General features: G+C 66.6%; 14 protein-coding genes. 8 read left to right on the top strand and 6 right to left on the bottom strand.

The window, feature by feature from the left end; genetic code table 11:
* Nucleotides 1-9 precede the first annotated feature (9 nt).
* A complete protein-coding gene (locus NYP18_RS05770; RefSeq protein ID WP_259427220.1) occupies nucleotides 10-972 on the bottom strand; it encodes a 1-phosphofructokinase family hexose kinase in 963 nt (320 codons plus the stop codon).
* 339 nt (nucleotides 973-1,311) lie between these two features.
* On the opposite strand from NYP18_RS05770, the gene ptsP reads away from it, so the two are divergent.
* On the top strand, nucleotides 1,312-3,006 hold the full coding sequence (ptsP, locus tag NYP18_RS05765; RefSeq protein ID WP_259427219.1) for a phosphoenolpyruvate--protein phosphotransferase: 1,695 nt from the start codon (nucleotides 1,312-1,314) through the stop codon (nucleotides 3,004-3,006).
* Between the two features lie 23 nt (nucleotides 3,007-3,029).
* On the opposite strand, the gene sugR is transcribed toward ptsP, so the two are convergent.
* Nucleotides 3,030-3,812 carry a transcriptional regulator SugR gene (sugR, locus tag NYP18_RS05760; RefSeq protein ID WP_259427218.1) on the bottom strand — a complete coding sequence of 261 codons (783 nt, stop codon included), beginning with the start codon at nucleotides 3,810-3,812 and terminating at the stop codon, nucleotides 3,030-3,032.
* A gap of 238 nt (nucleotides 3,813-4,050) precedes the next feature.
* Nucleotides 4,051-4,764, bottom strand: a complete 714-nt coding sequence (lexA, locus tag NYP18_RS05755; RefSeq protein WP_259427217.1) for a transcriptional repressor LexA — start codon at nucleotides 4,762-4,764, stop codon at nucleotides 4,051-4,053.
* A gap of 265 nt (nucleotides 4,765-5,029) precedes the next feature.
* Here lexA and NYP18_RS05750 point away from each other — a divergent pair, with 265 nt between their 5' ends.
* Nucleotides 5,030-5,395 carry a hypothetical protein gene (locus NYP18_RS05750; protein WP_259427216.1) on the top strand — a complete coding sequence of 122 codons (366 nt, stop codon included), beginning with the start codon at nucleotides 5,030-5,032 and terminating at the stop codon, nucleotides 5,393-5,395.
* 78 nt (nucleotides 5,396-5,473) lie between these two features.
* Nucleotides 5,474-5,956, top strand: a complete 483-nt coding sequence (nrdR, locus tag NYP18_RS05745) for a transcriptional regulator NrdR (RefSeq protein ID WP_259427215.1) — start codon at nucleotides 5,474-5,476, stop codon at nucleotides 5,954-5,956.
* Between the two features lie 3 nt (nucleotides 5,957-5,959).
* On the opposite strand, the gene hrpA is transcribed toward nrdR, so the two are convergent.
* Nucleotides 5,960-9,868: an ATP-dependent RNA helicase HrpA gene (hrpA, locus tag NYP18_RS05740; RefSeq protein WP_259427214.1), complete on the bottom strand. Its 3,909-nt coding sequence runs from the start codon at nucleotides 9,866-9,868 to the stop codon at nucleotides 5,960-5,962.
* A gap of 85 nt (nucleotides 9,869-9,953) precedes the next feature.
* On the opposite strand from hrpA, the gene NYP18_RS05735 reads away from it, so the two are divergent.
* Nucleotides 9,954-10,904, top strand: coding sequence for a hypothetical protein (locus NYP18_RS05735; protein WP_259427213.1), 951 nt, complete (start codon nucleotides 9,954-9,956; stop codon nucleotides 10,902-10,904).
* Here the strand turns inward: NYP18_RS05735 and NYP18_RS05730 are convergent.
* Complete coding sequence (locus NYP18_RS05730; protein ID WP_259427212.1) at nucleotides 10,894-11,841, bottom strand: hydrogen peroxide-inducible genes activator; 948 nt, start codon at nucleotides 11,839-11,841, stop codon at nucleotides 10,894-10,896. The two genes, NYP18_RS05735 and NYP18_RS05730, sit on opposite strands and share 11 nt — an antisense overlap.
* Before the next feature lie 143 nt (nucleotides 11,842-11,984).
* Here NYP18_RS05730 and NYP18_RS05725 point away from each other — a divergent pair, with 143 nt between their 5' ends.
* The 4 genes from NYP18_RS05725 to sucD all read left to right on the top strand — a co-directional run bounded on the left by NYP18_RS05725 (nucleotide 11,985) and on the right by sucD (nucleotide 15,426).
* Nucleotides 11,985-12,581 carry a peroxiredoxin gene (locus tag NYP18_RS05725; RefSeq protein WP_126121485.1) on the top strand — a complete coding sequence of 199 codons (597 nt, stop codon included), beginning with the start codon at nucleotides 11,985-11,987 and terminating at the stop codon, nucleotides 12,579-12,581.
* A 2-nt stretch (nucleotides 12,582-12,583) separates the two neighbouring features.
* Nucleotides 12,584-13,108 carry an alkylhydroperoxidase, AhpD family gene (ahpD, locus tag NYP18_RS05720; protein ID WP_126121484.1) on the top strand — a complete coding sequence of 175 codons (525 nt, stop codon included), beginning with the start codon at nucleotides 12,584-12,586 and terminating at the stop codon, nucleotides 13,106-13,108.
* A gap of 218 nt (nucleotides 13,109-13,326) precedes the next feature.
* Entirely contained in the window at nucleotides 13,327-14,523 is a 1,197-nt protein-coding gene (sucC, locus tag NYP18_RS05715) for an ADP-forming succinate--CoA ligase subunit beta (RefSeq protein ID WP_259427211.1), read from the top strand.
* Nucleotides 14,524-14,526: 3 nt separating this feature from the next.
* The gene (gene sucD, locus NYP18_RS05710; protein ID WP_259427210.1) at nucleotides 14,527-15,426 is read left to right on the top strand and encodes a succinate--CoA ligase subunit alpha; all 900 of its coding nucleotides are present in this window, start codon (nucleotides 14,527-14,529) and stop codon (nucleotides 15,424-15,426) included.
* Here the strand turns inward: sucD and NYP18_RS05705 are convergent.
* Nucleotides 15,423-15,896, bottom strand: a complete 474-nt coding sequence (locus NYP18_RS05705) for a MarR family winged helix-turn-helix transcriptional regulator (RefSeq protein ID WP_259427209.1) — start codon at nucleotides 15,894-15,896, stop codon at nucleotides 15,423-15,425. The two genes, sucD and NYP18_RS05705, sit on opposite strands and share 4 nt — an antisense overlap.
* Nucleotides 15,897-15,902 lie beyond the last annotated feature (6 nt).

Here is a 15,902-nt window from a genome sequence, read left to right as displayed (position 1 = left end):
CTCTGCGTCTTAAAGGGCACGCACGTGCGTGTCGGTGAGATTCAGTTGAGCAGGGGACGGGATGGTGGTGCCTGGCAGCCCGGTGGCAGCTGTGCCGTAGGCTACCGCCCGGGTGAGGCAGTCGGCAGGTCCGCCGCCCTCCGCCCGGGCAATGAGATAGCCGGCCAACGAGCTGTCGCCCGCCCCGACGGTGGACCTGACCTCGACGGGCGGAGGTGTGGCGAACCAGGCCCCCTCCCGGGTGACCAGAGCCGCCCCGGAGGCACCCAGGGTGACCAGGACCTCGTCGATGCCCCGGTGGATGACCATCCGGGCGGCGGCGACGACCTCCTCGAAATCACCGGCCGCGGCCGCCTCCTCCAGTGCCTCCCCGTCGCGGTCGACCAGCTGGCCCAACTCCAGGCCGTTCGGCTTGATCAGGGTCGGTGCGGCCCGCTCCAGCCCCTGGCCCAGCGCCCGGATCGCGGCATCCGAGGTGTCCACCGCGATGGGCAGGTCCGGGTGGGTGGCCCGCACGGTGGCGATGAGGTCGGTGTACCAGCCGACGGGGACCCCGGGTGGCAGGGAACCGGCCATGACCAGCCATGAGGAGCTGGCTGAGAGCTGGGTGACGGTCTCCTCGACCACCTTGCGGACGCGGTTGTCGATGGTTGCGCCGGGGCCGTTGATCTTTGTGGTCGTGCCGTCAGGTTCGGCGATGGTGGCGTTGATGCGCACGCCCTCCTCAACAGGGATCGCGTGGAAGGGGATCTCGGTCTGGCGGGTCAGGGCCACGAAGGGGTCGTTGCCGCCGGCGGGGAAGACCGCCAGGGTGTGCTTCCCTGCGAGCAGCATCGCGTGCGAGACGTTGACGCCCTTGCCTCCGGCGACCTGGGTGATCGAGGTCGGCCGTTGCACGTGGCCGCGGCGCAGCTCTGAGTCCAGCTGCATGGTGGCGTCGATGCTGGGGTTCGGTGTCAAGGTGAGTATCACTGTCGGCTCCCTGTCCGGTCGGGAAAATCTGGATGGCGGTTGCAGGTGGGGCGCAGGCCCCGGACCACCCGGCACCCCGGCCGGGAACCGGCCGATGCCGTGATCTGGCTCAAGCGTATGGCGTTGTCGGCGGGCACATGCTCGTCTCAGGGGGTGGCAACGCTCCGTTATGAAAATGATGAACTAAGTCACATTCAATGTGGTTGTGTGACCTGATTATTGTCCGATCGTGTCCGATTGTCAAGGATTGCGGTTGCCCGGATCATTGCGAAACGGTGGATTCTGTGGTGTTCTGGAGGTCACACCACCCTTGTTCTGTGAGATGGGAGTTCAGGATTCATGGAATCTGCCCGCAGCACCTCCGAAGCAGCATCCCTCAAGGGCACCGGCGTCGTCGCCGGCATCGCCTATGCCCCGGCCGTATGGGTGCGCCCCCGGCCCGACCTGCCGGAAGCCGGCCAGACCATCGCCGAGGACGCCCACGACAGCGAGTTCGATCGCTTCACCGCCGCCGCGGACACTGTCGCTGGGCGCCTGTCGGCCCGCGCGGAGACCGTGGAGGGGGCCGCCGCCGAGGTGCTCACCGCCACCGTGGGCATGGTCAAGGACCGCGGCTGGCGCCGGGGGGTGAAGAAGAACATCGGCTCCGGACATCCCGCCGAATACGCCACCGTCGTCGCCACCCAGAAGTTCATCGACATGTTCGAGGCCGCCGGGGGAGTGATGGCCGAGCGCACCACGGACCTGCGGGACATCCGCGACCGCGTCATCGCCGAGCTGCGTGGCGAGGAGGAACCCGGCCTGCCCGACATCGAGGGCGAGGCCGTCCTCTTCGCAGACGATCTCTCGCCCGCCGACACCGCCACCCTGGACACCTCCCACGTTGTCGGCCTGGTCACCGAGCTCGGCGGACCCACCAGCCACACCGCCATCATCGCCCGCCAGCTGAACCTGCCGTGCATCGTCGCCGCCGGGAAGAAGATACGCGAGATCATCGCCGGCGAAGTCGTGCTTGTCGACGGCGCCCGTGGCACCGTCACCCGCAACGCGGATGAGGCCTCCTCCCGCGCAGCCCTCGCCGAATTCCGTGAGCGGGCCGCGGTCATCGCCCAGTGGCGGGGCCCCGCTCAGACCAGGGACGGCCACCGTGTCCAGCTGCTGGCCAACGTCGCCGACGGCAACGCCGCCCGCCTCGCCGCCGACGCTCAGGTGGAGGGGGTGGGCCTCTACCGCACCGAGTTGAGCTTCTTGTCGACCTCCACGGAACCCACCGTCGAGGAGCAGGCAGCGGTCTACCGGAAGGTCCTCGAGGCCTTCCCTGACTCCAAGGTGGTCATCCGGACCCTGGATGCGGGATCGGACAAACCCATCGCCTACGCCACCTTGAGCGAAGAGGAGAACCCGGCCCTGGGCGTGCGCGGCCTGCGTCTCGCGCGGGAGAACGAGGGGTTGATGACCCGCCAGCTCGACGCCATTGCCCTGGCTGCCGAAGGACGCAGCAAGGATGCCCCCACCTGGGTGATGGCGCCCATGGTGGCCACCGAACAGGAGGCCGAGTGGTTCGCGGGCCTGTGCCGTGACCGCGGACTCACCCCCGGAGCGATGGTCGAAGTGCCTGCCGCGGCCCTGATGTCCGACCAGCTGATGCCGCACCTGGACTTCGTCTCCATCGGCACCAACGATCTCACCCAGTACACGATGGCCGCCGACCGGCTCTCCCCACAGCTGGCCTATCTCACGGACCCGTGGCAACCGGCGGTGCTGCGCCTGGTGCAGGAGACCTGCCGGGTCGGTGCCCTCACCAGCACCCCCGTCGGTGTCTGTGGTGAAGCGGCAGCAGATCCGCTGCTGGCGTGCGTGCTCACCGGGCTGGGCGTGTCCTCCCTGTCCGCGGCCGCGACGGCGGTGGCCGGGGTCGGGGCGCAGCTGGCCGAGGTGGATCTGGCCTCCTGCCAGCGGGCGGCCGAGGAGGTCCTCGGGACCGCAGGGCCGGATGAGGCACGCGCGGCGGCCCGCCGGGTCCTGTTGGGCTGACCCGTACGGCCGGGCGCGGGAGGTCAGTCGTCGGCGATGATGACCTCGACCTCGCGCTCCCGCAGGTTCGCCAGGTAGGACTCCGGGGCGGAGGAGTCGGTGATGAGGACGTCGATGTCATTGATGCTGGCGAAACTGACCAGGTAGTCGGTGCCCAGCTTGGTGGAGTCGCAGAGGACGACCACCTTGTGCGCATTGGTCACCATCGCTGACTTGATGGCCGCCTCCTGGGCATCCGCGGTCGACAGGCCGTGGTCCAGGGTCAGGGCATTGGTACCGATGAAGGCGACGTCCGCCCGCATGAGCGCCAGTGTCCGCAGGGCGGTGTCACCGACCACGGCCTGGGTGATGGCCCGGACCGAACCCCCGAGCAACTGCACCTCCCGCAGTCCCTTGTTGGCCAGGTTCAGTGAGATGGGCAGGCTGTTGGTCACGATCGACCACTGGCCGGAGTTGGGCTGCTCAGCGATGAGGTCCGCCAGGGTGCCGATGGTGGAACCGGAGTCGAGGAAGAGACCGCGGTGGGGTTCCGGCAGGAAGCGCAGGGCCGCGCGCGCGATCGCCGATTTGGCGGTGGGGGCGGAACGGAACCGGGCATCGAGGGAGAACTCGGTGGTCTGGAAGCTCTGGCTGGCGACGGCTCCGCCATGGACCCGGTGCACCACCCCCTCCCTGTCGAGCACAGCGAGATCGCGGCGGATCGTCTCGGCGGTCACGTCGAAACGATGGGCCAGTTCAGTGACGTTGACCCGGCCTTCAACGGCGGTGAGGGAGGCGATCTGTCGACGGCGTTCCTCTGCATACATGGATCCTCCTCGGATGCCTCGCAGGAAGACATCGGACAGTGGGGGAATGTCTGTTTCTGCCATTGTTCCAAAATAACGGGCAGCGGGGGAGGGAACGCCGATCAAGCAGTAGGAATGGGGGAGGAACCAGGGGCGGGGACGGGCCCACCCCCGGGCCCGTCCGCCACTGCTCTCCGTCCGTTCCGGTGGGATGATGTGGGATTTTGCCGTGCCGGTTGCCCGGATCCGGCGATGCACATCAGAGCTTGCGGAACACCGAGACGATCTTGCCCATGATCTCGGCCTTGTCACCCGGGATAGGGGCAAAGTCCTCATTATGGGGCAGCAGCCAGATGCCGGTGGAATCCTTGTGGAACTCCTTCGCGGTGGCCTCCCCGTCGATGAGTGCGGCGACGAACTCACCCTGCTCGGCAACCGGCTGGGAACGCACGACCACCCAGTCGCCGTCGAGGATGCCGGCGTTCTTCATGGACTCGCCGACGACCTGGAGCATGAACAGCTCGCCGTCGCCGACCAGGTCGGCCGGCAGCGGGTAATACTCCTCGACCTCCTGCTCAGCCAGGATCGGGGAGCCGGCCGCGATCCGGCCGACCACCGGGATGAAGTTCGCGGCCGTGGCCCCGGCGGGCGCCTGGGGGCCCTTCGCGCCGGCGCGGCGGCCCGGCTTCTTGCCCATATCGGTGGAGGGGAGGGTGCGGACATCCACGGCGCGCGGCTTATTCGGGTCGCGGCGCAGGAATCCCTTCTTCTCCAGCTGGTTGAGCTGGTAGGCCACGGAGGAGGTGGACTGCAGGCCGGCTGCATCACCGATCTCCCGGATGCTCGGCGGGTAGCCGCGCAGCACTACGGCATCCCGGATGACCTCCAGGATCCGTCGCTGCCGGTCCGAGAGGGTGGCGGGATCGGGCTTGCCCGAAGGGGTGGGACTACTGGTTTTGCTCTTACGGGTCATGGTCCTTACTCGCTCCTTGGGTACGAGGTCGGTGGTGCGGGTGGCGACTGTTCGAATGGTCCGCGCTCAGCGTGCCATTCACCTGATACATGTGTACCACGTTCTGGTACGGATGTTCGACTGATCTGCCGGTTCCGTGGACAAAGTTTCCGGCTGGTGCTATAAATCGAACATACCATCTAGTTCGAACATCTGAACGGTGTTTCTGTTCGAATCTGTTGGGTGTCCCCGATATTCTCGCCGTAGTCAACGAAAGGGTCCCGTGATGACCACCTTCCGCAACCGTTCCAGTGCAGGTGACAGTGACCAGGGCAGTGGTGGCAGCCGTGTCTCCACCGCTGCCGTGTGGGAGCCCTCGGGCTTTAATGAGGGCAGCGCCGCCGAGCGGCACGTTCGAACGCTCCGTCCGTGCCCTCGAACGCAGGGGCGGGACGCTGCGGACGTCATGGAGGTGTGGGGGAACGACCATACGGAGCAGCAGACCGGCCCCCGGGAGACCGGCCTGACCTATCTGCTCGGAGCCCTGCTGGGTCTGGCGGTGGCCAGCGCCTGCCTGGTGGGGGCGGGTGAGGAGGATACCCCCGCCTACCCGACCGTCGCGGAACGCCCCGTTATCCCGCGGAACGGTTAGGGCCACCGCTCCCGGCGGGTAGGATCAGTGCCAGTGATTTCTGCCGGTCCCGTCCCCGAAAGGTACTGAAGACACGCCGTGTACTGCCCGTTCTGCCACCATGACCATTCCAGAGTCATCGATTCGCGCATCATCGACGCGGGAACCGCCATCCGTCGTCGCCGGGAGTGCACCAAATGCGGCGGGCGTTTCACCACGATCGAGAAAGCCGTGCTGCTGGTGGTCAAGCGCAACGGCGTCACCGAACCCTTCAGCCGTGACAAGGTCATTCTGGGTGTGCGCCGCGCCTGCCAGGGCCGCGACGTCTCCGACGACGCACTCAAACGCCTGGCCCAGCAGGTGGAGGAGATCGTCCGTTCCCAGGGCAGTTCGCAGGTGGATGCCAACGACATCGGACTGGCCATCCTCGAACCCCTCCGGGCCCTGGATGAGGTGGCCTACCTGCGTTTCGCCTCGGTGTACAAGTCCTTCGAGTCCGCGGAGGACTTCGAGTCGGAGATCCGACTCATGCGCCGCCGCGCCCGTGAGGAGGAGGCCGCAGCCGCAGCCCTGGAGGGCTGAGCCTCAGCGCAGTTTGTCCACGGCCTTCTGGATCCGGCGCAGGGAGATGGGGCGGGCGGTTCCCAGCCGCTGGGCGAAGAGGCTGACCCGCAGCTCCTCGATCATCCAACGGATGTCCTTGACCTCGCGTGTCTTCTCCCTGCCCTTCGGCAGCTTCGCCAGGCGCAGGTTGAGGTAGGTCTGTGCCTCCTCGACCTCGTCCTGGCGGTCAGCGTCCTTGTCCGGGTCCTGCCCCATCTCCTCGATCCGGATACGCACCGCCTGCAGGTAGCGGGGGAGGTGACGCAGTTGTGCCGCGCCGTGGATGGTGATGGCGTTGCGCGGCAGGAGAAACTCCAGCTGGGCCTTCATGTCGTCGATGGCCTCACCACTCCACTTCGCAAGCTCTTCGGCCACAGACTGGTACTCGATCAGCGCCGGGGCCAGCGACACCACTGTGCGGCGGACCGCCCCGGGTACATCGGGGGAGACCTTCTTCTTCAGCTCCTCGAATTCCTCCGGGGACCGCACCGGACCACCGTGCTCGAGCATCAGATCACGGATGGCGGCGACACGGGCATCCTCGACGAGGCCTGCGGCCCCACCGTGGGGATAGTTGTCCACCGCGACCCGTTGCTGCAGCGGCAACCCCTTGGTCATCTGGCTCGCGTTGACGGTGATCTCCCGGATCAGCAGCGTCAGCGTGGCGGTGATCATGGATGCCTCGGCAGCGGCTTTCGTGGGGTGCACGCGGATCTCCACGCCACCCGGGGTGGCCACCAGCGCGGGGTAGGCGGTGACCTCGTGGCCGTCGACCACCGTGGTGACCTCCTCAGCGACGGTACCCAGATTCTCCGGGGTCCACTTCGCCACGGCCCGGGATTCGCTGGTGCGGGAGACCTTCGACACCGAGGACCGGATGGAGCCGGCGTTGCGGTCGATCAGGACGCGCAGGTCCTTGTCGGCGTCGACGACCCTGCCCCGTTTGTCCACGGCTCCGAAGGTCATCTTCAGGTGCGCGGGCAGCGCGGAAGGCCGGAAATCCCCCGCGGAGATCATGCGTCCGCCCAGGGAACGCAGGACCTCGGCCAGCTGCTCCACCAGGGGGCCCTCGTGGGGGATCAGGCGGGGCAGGGCACGGGCGGCGTAGTCCGGGGCGGGCACCACGGTCCGGCGCAGTTCCTTCGGCAGGGTGCGGATGAGCTCAGTGATCAGCTCCTCGCGCAGGCCGGGCACCAGCCAGTCGAAGCCCTCGCGGTCCATGCCGGCCAGCAGCGGGATGGGCACGAGGATGGTCACACCGTCCTGCGGGTGGCCGGGTTCGAAGCGGTACTCGAGGTCGTAGTCGATGCTGCCCTTGCGCCAGGTGCCGGGGAAGGCCTCCTCGGTGATGGAACCGGCGTCGTCGCCCAGGAGTGCCTCGGGGTCGAAGTCGAGCAGCTGCGGATTGTCCTGCCTCTCCTTCTTCCACCAGCTGTCGAAGTGGCGGCCGGTGGTCACGGTCTGGGGCAGGCGGGAGTCGTAGAAGTCGAAGAGGGTGTCCTCGTCGACGAGGATGCCGCGGCGGCGGGCCTTCTCCTCGATCTCCGCGGCGGCCTCGAGCTTCTCCACGTTGGAGTGGAAGAACGTGTGGTGGGTGGTCCAGTCGCCCTCGATGAGGGCGTGCCGGATGAACATGTCGCGGGCCGCCTCGGGATCCACCCGGTGATAGGGGACCGTCCGGTCGGCGATGATGGTCACACCGTAGAGGGTGGACTTCTGGTGGGCGATGCCGGAGGCGCGCTTCCGGGACCAGGCCGGTTCGGAATACTGGTGCTTGAGCAGCGGGCCGGCGAGTTTCTCCACCCAGGCGGGCTCAATCTTCGCCACGTCGCGGGCCCACAGGCGGGAGGTCTCCACCAGTTCGGCGGCCATGATGAACTCCGGCGGTTTTTTGGCCAGGGCGGAACCGGGGAAGATCATGAAGCGGGTGCCGCGCGCGCCCTTGAACTCGCGGGTGTTGCCGTCCCGGGAACCGATGTGGGAGAGCAGGCCGGCGAGCAGTGACTGGTGGATGGCATCGGGGTTGCGGTCACCGGCGACGTCCTGACGCGTCGACCAGCCGAGCTGGCGGGTGACCTCACGCAGCTGCCGGACCAGGTCGTACCACTCGCGGATGCGCATGTAGTGGAGGAACTCGGCTTTCATGCGGCGACGGAAGGCGTTGCCGGTCAGGTCGTCGCGGGACTGGTTGATGTAGTCCCACAGTTTCAGGGAACTGAGGAAGTCACTGGTGGTGTCCTTGAAGCGGGCGTGCTTCTGGTCGGCCTGGGCCTGCTGCTCCAGGGGGCGTTCGCGCACGTCCTGGATGGTCATCGCGGCGACGATGACGATGAGGGGATCGAGCTCCCCGAGGCGGTTGGCCTCCACGAGCATGCGCGCCATGCGGGGGTCGACGGGGATACGCGCGATGTCGCGGCCCACGGGGGTGAGTACCGGCTGGCCGTCGCTTTCTTCACTGGTCAGGGCGCCCAGCTCGTGGAGCAGGAGGAGGCCGTCGCGGATGGCCCGATTCTCCGGCGGCTGCACGAAGGGGAACTCGGCGATGTCACCCAGACGCATGAGTGCCATCTGGAGGATGACGCTGGCGAGGTTGGTGCGCAGGATCTCCGGATCGGTGAACTCGGGACGCGAGTTGAAGTCCTCCTCGGAATAGAGTCGGATGGCGATGCCGTCGGCCACACGGCCACAGCGGCCCGAACGCTGGTTCGCGCTGGCCTGAGAAACCGGCTCGATGGGCAGACGCTGGACCTTGTTGCGGGTGGAATAGCGCGAGATACGCGCCGTACCGGTGTCCACGACATAACGGATGCCGGGCACGGTCAGCGACGTCTCGGCGATGTTGGTCGACAGCACGATGCGCCGGCCGGAGTGCGGCTGGAACACGCGGTGCTGTTCCTGGTTGGACAGGCGGCCGAACAGCGGCGTGACCTCCACGCCCTTCCACTTCCGACCTTCGATGGCCTCCATGGCGTCGCGGATGTCACGCTCGCCGGGGAAGAAGCAGAGGATGTCACCGGGGCCCTCGAGCATGAGCTCCTCGCAGGCCTCGCACAACGCGTCCATGGGGTCCTGGTCGATGAGCTTGCCGTCGCGTTCGAACTCCATGGGCCGGTAGCGGATCTCCACGGGGAAGGTGCGGCCGGAGACCTCAATGATGGGGGCGGGCTCACCCTCGACATCGGCGAAGTGCTCCGCGAACCGTTCGGGGTCGATCGTCGCGGAGGTGATGATGACCTTCAGGTCCGGCCGCTTCGGCAGCAGCCGGCGCAGGTAGCCCAGCAGGAAGTCGATGTTGAGGGAACGTTCGTGGGCCTCGTCGATGATGAGTGTGTCGTAGGCGTTGAGGAAACGGTCCCGCTGCATCTCGGCGAGCAGGATGCCGTCGGTCATGAGCTTGACGGCGGAGGTGGCGGAGACACGGTCGTCGAAACGGATCGCGTAACCGACGGTCCCACCGATCTCCTGGCCGAGCTCCTCCGCGATACGCTCAGCGACGGTGCGGGCCGCCAGGCGGCGCGGCTGGGTGTGCCCGATCAGGCCACGCCGGCCACGGCCCAGCTCCAGGCAGATCTTCGGGATCTGCGTCGTCTTACCGGAGCCGGTCTCACCGGCGATGATGACGACCTGGTTGTTCTCGATCGCCTCGGCGATGTCCTCGCGCCGGGCGGAGACAGGCAGGGATTCGGGGTACTCGATCTCGGGGATACCGGCCTCGATGAGGGCGCGCTTCTCGACGGCGCGTTCCACATCCGCCGCGATCGCCGCCAGCGCCTTCGGGGCGCGGGCCTTGTGCAGGCGACGGCGGAAGGAGCGCTCGTCGGCAAGCGAGACATCGGCGAGTCGCTGGAGGAGGGATTCGCGGGTGACCGGGGCTGCAGAGGGATTAGTCATGATTGACGCCAGATCCTACCGCTTACCGCCCCTTCGCCTATCGTTGGTCGCGTACCAGACCGCGAGAAACCAGGAAGGCGGACTCATGTCCACCCCGAACGACCCCTCTGATGACCGGGCGGGTGAGCCGTCCAACGAACGGCCGCAGTACCCGTCCTACCCCTCCACACCGCACCCCGAGGACACCCCCGGCTACGGTGCGGGCTACGCCGGTTACGGCGCCGGCCAGCCGATGTACGGGCAGCCCGCCTACAGCCAGCCGCAGGGTACCGGCAAGGTCCAGCCGTTGGAGGCCGTGAGCTGGGCCTTCGGGGCTGTCTTCCGCAACTGGCTGGTGTGGATCGTCGGCGGTCTCGTCCTGGGAATCGTGATCATGGCCGGTTCGATCCTCATCGAACTCGCCTTCGGTGGTTTCGATGCCGGTGCGGCGACGCAGACCAGCCTCGGTTACCAGGGTGCCCAGCTGATCTTCGGGCTGGCGCTGGCCGCCCTCATGATCTTCGTCTACCACGGTGCCCTCCGGCAGGTGGACAAGGCGAAGATCGGGCTGGGGGACTTCACCGACAACGTCAACTTCGGCCCCGCCTTCGGCCTGAGCATCCTGCTCCAGATCGCCACGAGCGTCCTCTTTGCGGCTCTCGCGGTGCCCCTGTTCCTGGCGGCCAATCCCATCGGCGAGAGCCAGATGTCCTCGACGGATGAGTCGCTGGCCTTCCTGGGCGGTCTCTTCGCCGGGATCGCCCTGATCATGCTGATCGCGGTGCTCATCGCCCCGCTGACCATGTTCATGGTGTGGTTCGTGATTGACCGGCGCGCCGGTCTCGGCGGCGGCATCTCCCAGGGTTTCCGCGCCGGGTTGCGCAACTACGGCCGTCTGCTCGCCTTCAACATTGTCGCGGGCCTGGTGGTCGGCGTGTCGGCGATCGTCACCTTCGGTCTGGCACTCATCGTGCTCGCCCCGGCGCTGCTGCTCATGCAGGCGATGATGTTCCGTCAGGCCGCGGCCGGACCGCTGCCGGCACCGGTCACGCGCTGACCGGTTCCGTCACGGCAGCGTGGAAGGCCTCGGTGACCAGCTGACCCAGCATCTGGAACTCCTCCGCGCGTGAGCTGGAGGAACGGTGCACCAGGCCGATCTGGCGCTGGGCAGTGACATCGTCGCGGAAGCGCGCGACGGCCAGACCGGGACGCTGACACTCGGTGTTCAGCGCCGAGACCGGCACCAGCGTCGAACCCAGGCCCCCGACGACCAGCTGCATGATGGTGGTCAGGGAGGAGGCCCGGGTGACGGAGTTGGTCGCCTCGGTGGGGTTGAGGTCAGCCTTGCGGCACAGATCGACGATCTGGTCGTGGAGACAGTGGCCGTCGTCGAGAAGCAGCAGGTCGAGCTGGTCGAGCTCGGCCAGGCCGAGGTCGGTGCGGCCGGCCAGGGGGTGGTTGTCGGGGACGACCACCGCGAAGTCCTCGTTGTAGAGCGGCACCTCGGCCACGCCGGAGGTCTCCGAGGGCAGGGCCATGATGGCCAGGTCCAGGTGACCGTCACGGAGCATCTGCAGCAGGTGGCGGGTCTGGTCCTCGACGATGTGGGGGACGAGGTCCGGGTACTTCTCGTTGATCGAGGTCAGCAGGGTGGGCAGAATATAAGGGGCGACCGTCGGAATGATGCCTATCGTCAGGGGGCCGATGAGGGTACCGTGGGTACCACGTGAGTGGGCGATGAAGGCCTCCGCAGCATCCAGGGTCGACTTGGCGTAGGGGAGCAGCTGCTCGCCGGCTGGTGTGACGATGACGCGGCGGGTGGAGCGTTCGATGAGTTGGATGCCCAGGCCGTGCTCGAGGGCGACCAGCGCCTGGGAGAGCGAGGGCTGGGAGATGCCCAGCTTGGTGGCGGCGGTGCCGAAGTGTTTGTTCTCGGCGATGGTCACGAAGGTCCGCAGCTGGGAAAGGGTGGGACGATACTCTTTATTGCTCATGCCTATTACTTTATACTAACTTACAAGTTTTTTTAATTGACGAAACCGTATCGGCAGTGCATAATGGTAACTGGCTAACGAAAAGGTAACTGATATCACCTTTTCCTACGGGCCTTCACCACATTTTTCGAGGAGACATTTGCATGGCAATCATGACCGTTGGAGAGAAGTTCCCTGAGTTTGAGCTCACCGCCCTCAAGGGTGGCGACCTGCAGGGCGTCAACGCCCAGCAGCCGGAGGACTACTTCGAGACCGTTTCCCTGGATTCCTACCCGGGTAAGTGGAAGGTCGTTTTCTTCTACCCGAAGGACTTCACCTTCGTCTGCCCGACCGAGATCGCTGCCTTCGGCAAGCTCGACGAGGAGTTCCAGGACCGCGACACCCAGGTCCTCGGCGGCTCCATCGACAACGAGTTCGCCCACTTCAACTGGCGTGCAACCCACCCGGAGCTGAAGGACGTCCCGTTCCCGATGTTCTCCGACATCAAGCACGAGCTCATCCGCGAGCTCGGCGTCGAGAACAAGGACGGCGTCGCTGACCGCGCGACCTTCATCATCGACCCGGACGGCATCATCCAGTTCGTGTCCGTCACCCCGGACGCTGTCGGCCGCAACGTCGACGAGGTCCTGCGTGTCCTCGACGCCCTGCAGTCTGAAGAGGTCTGCGCATGCAACTGGCAGGCCAACGACCCGACCAAGAACATCGACAAGATGGATGTCGTCCAGGAGTCCCTGAAGTAAACATGTCGATCGAGAACCTGCGCGGCGCACTGCCGGAATACGCCAAGGACCAGAAGCTCAACCTGGGTTCCCTGACCCGGTCCACCGAGCTGAACGAGCAGCAGCTGTGGGGCGCACTGGTCGCCTCCGCTGCCGCCACCCGCAACGACACGGTGTTCTCCGAGATCGCCGAGGAGGCCAAGGAGCACCTCTCCGAGGAGGCCTTCGAGGCAGCTCTCGGTGCCGCCACCGTGATGGCCATGAACAACGTGGCCTACCGTGCCCGCCACTTCTTGGGTGATGACTACTCCCAGGTCAAGATGGGCCTGCGCATGAACATCATCGCCAAGCCCGGCGTTGACAAGGTCGACTTTGAGCTGTGGTCGCTCGCCGTCTCCACCATCAACGGTTGCGAGAACTGCGTCGTCGCCCACGCCAACACCGTCCGCGAGGAGGGTCTGACCAAGGAGCAGGTCTGGGAGGCCGTCAAGGTCGCCGGTGTCATCGAGGCAATCGCCCAGACTGTCCAGATCGAGGCCGCACGCTAAGCATCCGCTTCGCGTGAGCCGCTGATCTGACAGCATCGCAGCGCCGTCATCCGTATTGGATGACGGCGCTTTTTGGTGCTTCATCACGGAGGGCCAGCCTCGTCACGGCCCTTTCGGCGAGGATTTTCCCGGTCCGCCCGTGTTCAGGGTGATAGAGTTCACTGTATAGATAAAGCAGCGCAAAACAGCAGCTCATAAGGCTGCGGATGGGATGCACCGTGGATCTGTTCGAGTATCAGGCCCGCGACCTGTTCGAAGCCTACGGTGTTCCCGTCCTGCAGGGGGACGTTGCTGCCACCCCGGAGGAGGCCCGCAACGCGGCCACCCGGATCGGCGGGGCCACGGTGGTCAAGGCGCAGGTCAAGATCGGTGGGCGCGGCAAGGCCGGGGGTATCCGGCTCGCCCGCACCCCGGAGGAGGCAGCCACCGCCGCGGGCGGCATCCTGGGAATGGACATCAAGGGACATACCGTCGAACAGGTGATGGTTGCGCAGGCGGTGGACATTAGGGCGGAGTACTACTTCTCGGTGCTGCTGGACCGTGCGAACCGCTCCTACCTGGCGATGTGCTCCACCGCGGGCGGGATGGACATCGAGACTCTCGCGGAGGAGAAACCCGAGGCCCTCGCGCGGATCGAGGTTGACCCCTTGACCGGCCTCGACGAGACCAAGGCCCGCGAGATCGTGGCGTCGGCCGGCTTCGATGAAGGCGTCGGGGAGCTGGTCGTCCCCGTGCTGCAGAAACTCTATGAGGTCTACCGTGCGGAGGATGCCACCCTCGTGGAGGTCAACCCACTGGTGCTCACCGGACAGGGGGAGATCATCGCCATCGACGCGAAGATCACCCTCGATGACAACGCGGCCTTCCGGCACGAGAACCGGGCGACACTGGCGGAGGCCGCAGGGCATCTCGACCCGCTGGAGCAGCAGGCCCGGGACAAGGGGCTCAAATACGTCACGCTCGACGGTTCGGTGGGGATCATCGGCAATGGCGCTGGTCTGGTCATGTCCACCCTTGATGTCGTCGCTGCGGCCGGTGAGAAGCACGGCGGGCAGAAACCAGCCAACTTCCTGGACATCGGCGGCGGCGCCTCTGCGGAGACCATGACCGCCGCCCTGGAAGTTGTCCTGGCGGATGAGCAGGTCAAAAGCGTCTTCGTCAACGTCTTCGGGGGCATCACCGCCTGTGATGATGTGGCGCGCGGCATCGTCGCCGCGCTGGAGGCGTTGGGGGAGGGCGCCGCCAAGCCTCTGGTGGTGCGTCTCGACGGCAACAATGTTGAGGAGGGCCGTCGGATCCTCGCCGATTATGACCACCCGCTGGTCACTGGCGTGTGGAACATGGACGAGGCGGCTGACCGAGCCGCTGAGTTCGCAGCCTCAACCTCCGCTGAGCAGCAGAAAGTGCAGGGCTGAACCATGTCGGTCTTCCTCGACGGAAACTCCCGGATCATCGTCCAGGGCATCACGGGCAACGAGGGGCGGGAGCACACCACCCGCATGTTGGCCGCCGGCGCCAACGTGGTGGGTGGGACAAACCCCCGCAAGGCGGGGCAGACGATCACACTGCATGGCACGGAGCTGCCGGTTTTCGGGACGGTGGCTGAGGCGATGGATGAGACCGGGGCGAATGTCTCGGTGATCTTCGTGCCCGCCGCCTTCGCACGGGAGGCGATGTTCGAGGCCGTCGATGCGAGGATACCGCTTGCGGTGGTCATCACGGAGGGTATCCCCGTCCGGGACGTCTCGGAGGCGTGGGCGCACGCGAAGCAGGTGGGCGGCACGCGCATCATCGGCCCGAACTGCCCCGGCATCATCACCCCGGGGGCCTCGCTGGCGGGCATCATCCCGGCGAACATCACTGAATCCGGGCCGGTGGGGCTGGTCTCCAAATCGGGCACCCTGACCTACCAGATGATGTACGAGCTCGCGGATATCGGAATCTCCACGGCCATCGGTATCGGCGGTGACCCGGTCATCGGCACCACCTTCATTGATGCGTTGACCGCCTTCGAGGCGGATCCGGACACTGAGGCGATCATCATGATCGGGGAGATCGGTGGGGATGCGGAGGAGCGTGCGGCGGAGTTCATCCGGGCGAACGTGACCAAACCGGTGGTCGGCTACGTGGCGGGATTCACCGCCCCGGAGGGCAAGACCATGGGGCATGCCGGTGCCATCGTCACCGGTTCGGTGGGCACGGCCGCGGCGAAGAAGAAGGCCCTGGAGGCCGCCGGCGTACGCGTGGGCACCACGCCGACGGAGACCGCGCAGATCATGAAGGACATCATGGCGGCGGGCGCCGGAAAGCAGGTTTAGGCCCGCGGCAGGCGCGGCGGGTCGAGCCGGGTGAGGACCTTGCCCAGCAGTCGGCCGAATTCGCGGGCCTCATCGGGTTCGAGGGCGTCGAAGACGAGGTCGCGCACGGCCTCCACATGCCCGGGGGCGGCGCCAGTGATGAAGGTCCGGCCCTCCCCGGTGAGGTGGGCGATATTGGTGCGTTTGTCCGTGGGGGCGGGGGAGCGGTGGACCCAGCCGCGTTTCTCCAGGCGGGAGACAGTGTGGGAGAGCCGGGAGGCCGTCATGTCGGAGAGGGCGGCCAGTTCGGTCATGCTGATCTTCTGTTCGGGAGCCATGGAGACCTGCGCGAGGACGAAGTAGTCGGTCAGTCCGACGCCGGAGGTGGCCTTGAGTTGTTCGTCGAGACGCGCGGGCAGCCAGTTGGTCACCGACCACAGCGAGAGCCAGGTGGCGCTTTCCTCGGGTTGCAGCCAGCGGGTGTCGTTCATGGGTAT

Source organism: Corynebacterium lemuris, assembly GCF_024919295.1.
GTDB lineage: Bacteria > Actinomycetota > Actinomycetes > Mycobacteriales > Mycobacteriaceae > Corynebacterium > Corynebacterium lemuris.
The sequence above is the reverse complement of the archived record's forward strand: the minus strand, read 5'-3'. Positions and strand labels throughout refer to the sequence as shown.

Coding starts and splice junctions, on each gene's coding strand:
- hrpA (WP_259427214.1), bottom strand. CDS start 9,868: ATGACTAATCCCTCTGCAGCCCCGGTCACCCGCGAATCCCTCCTCCAG.
- NYP18_RS05730 (WP_259427212.1), bottom strand. CDS start 11,841: ATGAGCAATAAAGAGTATCGTCCCACCCTTTCCCAGCTGCGGACCTTC.
- ptsP (WP_259427219.1), top strand. CDS start 1,312: ATGGAATCTGCCCGCAGCACCTCCGAAGCAGCATCCCTCAAGGGCACC.
- sugR (WP_259427218.1), bottom strand. CDS start 3,812: ATGTATGCAGAGGAACGCCGTCGACAGATCGCCTCCCTCACCGCCGTT.
- NYP18_RS05750 (WP_259427216.1), top strand. CDS start 5,030: ATGACCACCTTCCGCAACCGTTCCAGTGCAGGTGACAGTGACCAGGGC.
- ahpD (WP_126121484.1), top strand. CDS start 12,584: ATGTCGATCGAGAACCTGCGCGGCGCACTGCCGGAATACGCCAAGGAC.
- lexA (WP_259427217.1), bottom strand. CDS start 4,764: ATGACCCGTAAGAGCAAAACCAGTAGTCCCACCCCTTCGGGCAAGCCC.
- NYP18_RS05735 (WP_259427213.1), top strand. CDS start 9,954: ATGTCCACCCCGAACGACCCCTCTGATGACCGGGCGGGTGAGCCGTCC.
- sucD (WP_259427210.1), top strand. CDS start 14,527: ATGTCGGTCTTCCTCGACGGAAACTCCCGGATCATCGTCCAGGGCATC.
- NYP18_RS05725 (WP_126121485.1), top strand. CDS start 11,985: ATGGCAATCATGACCGTTGGAGAGAAGTTCCCTGAGTTTGAGCTCACC.
- NYP18_RS05705 (WP_259427209.1), bottom strand. CDS start 15,896: ATGAACGACACCCGCTGGCTGCAACCCGAGGAAAGCGCCACCTGGCTC.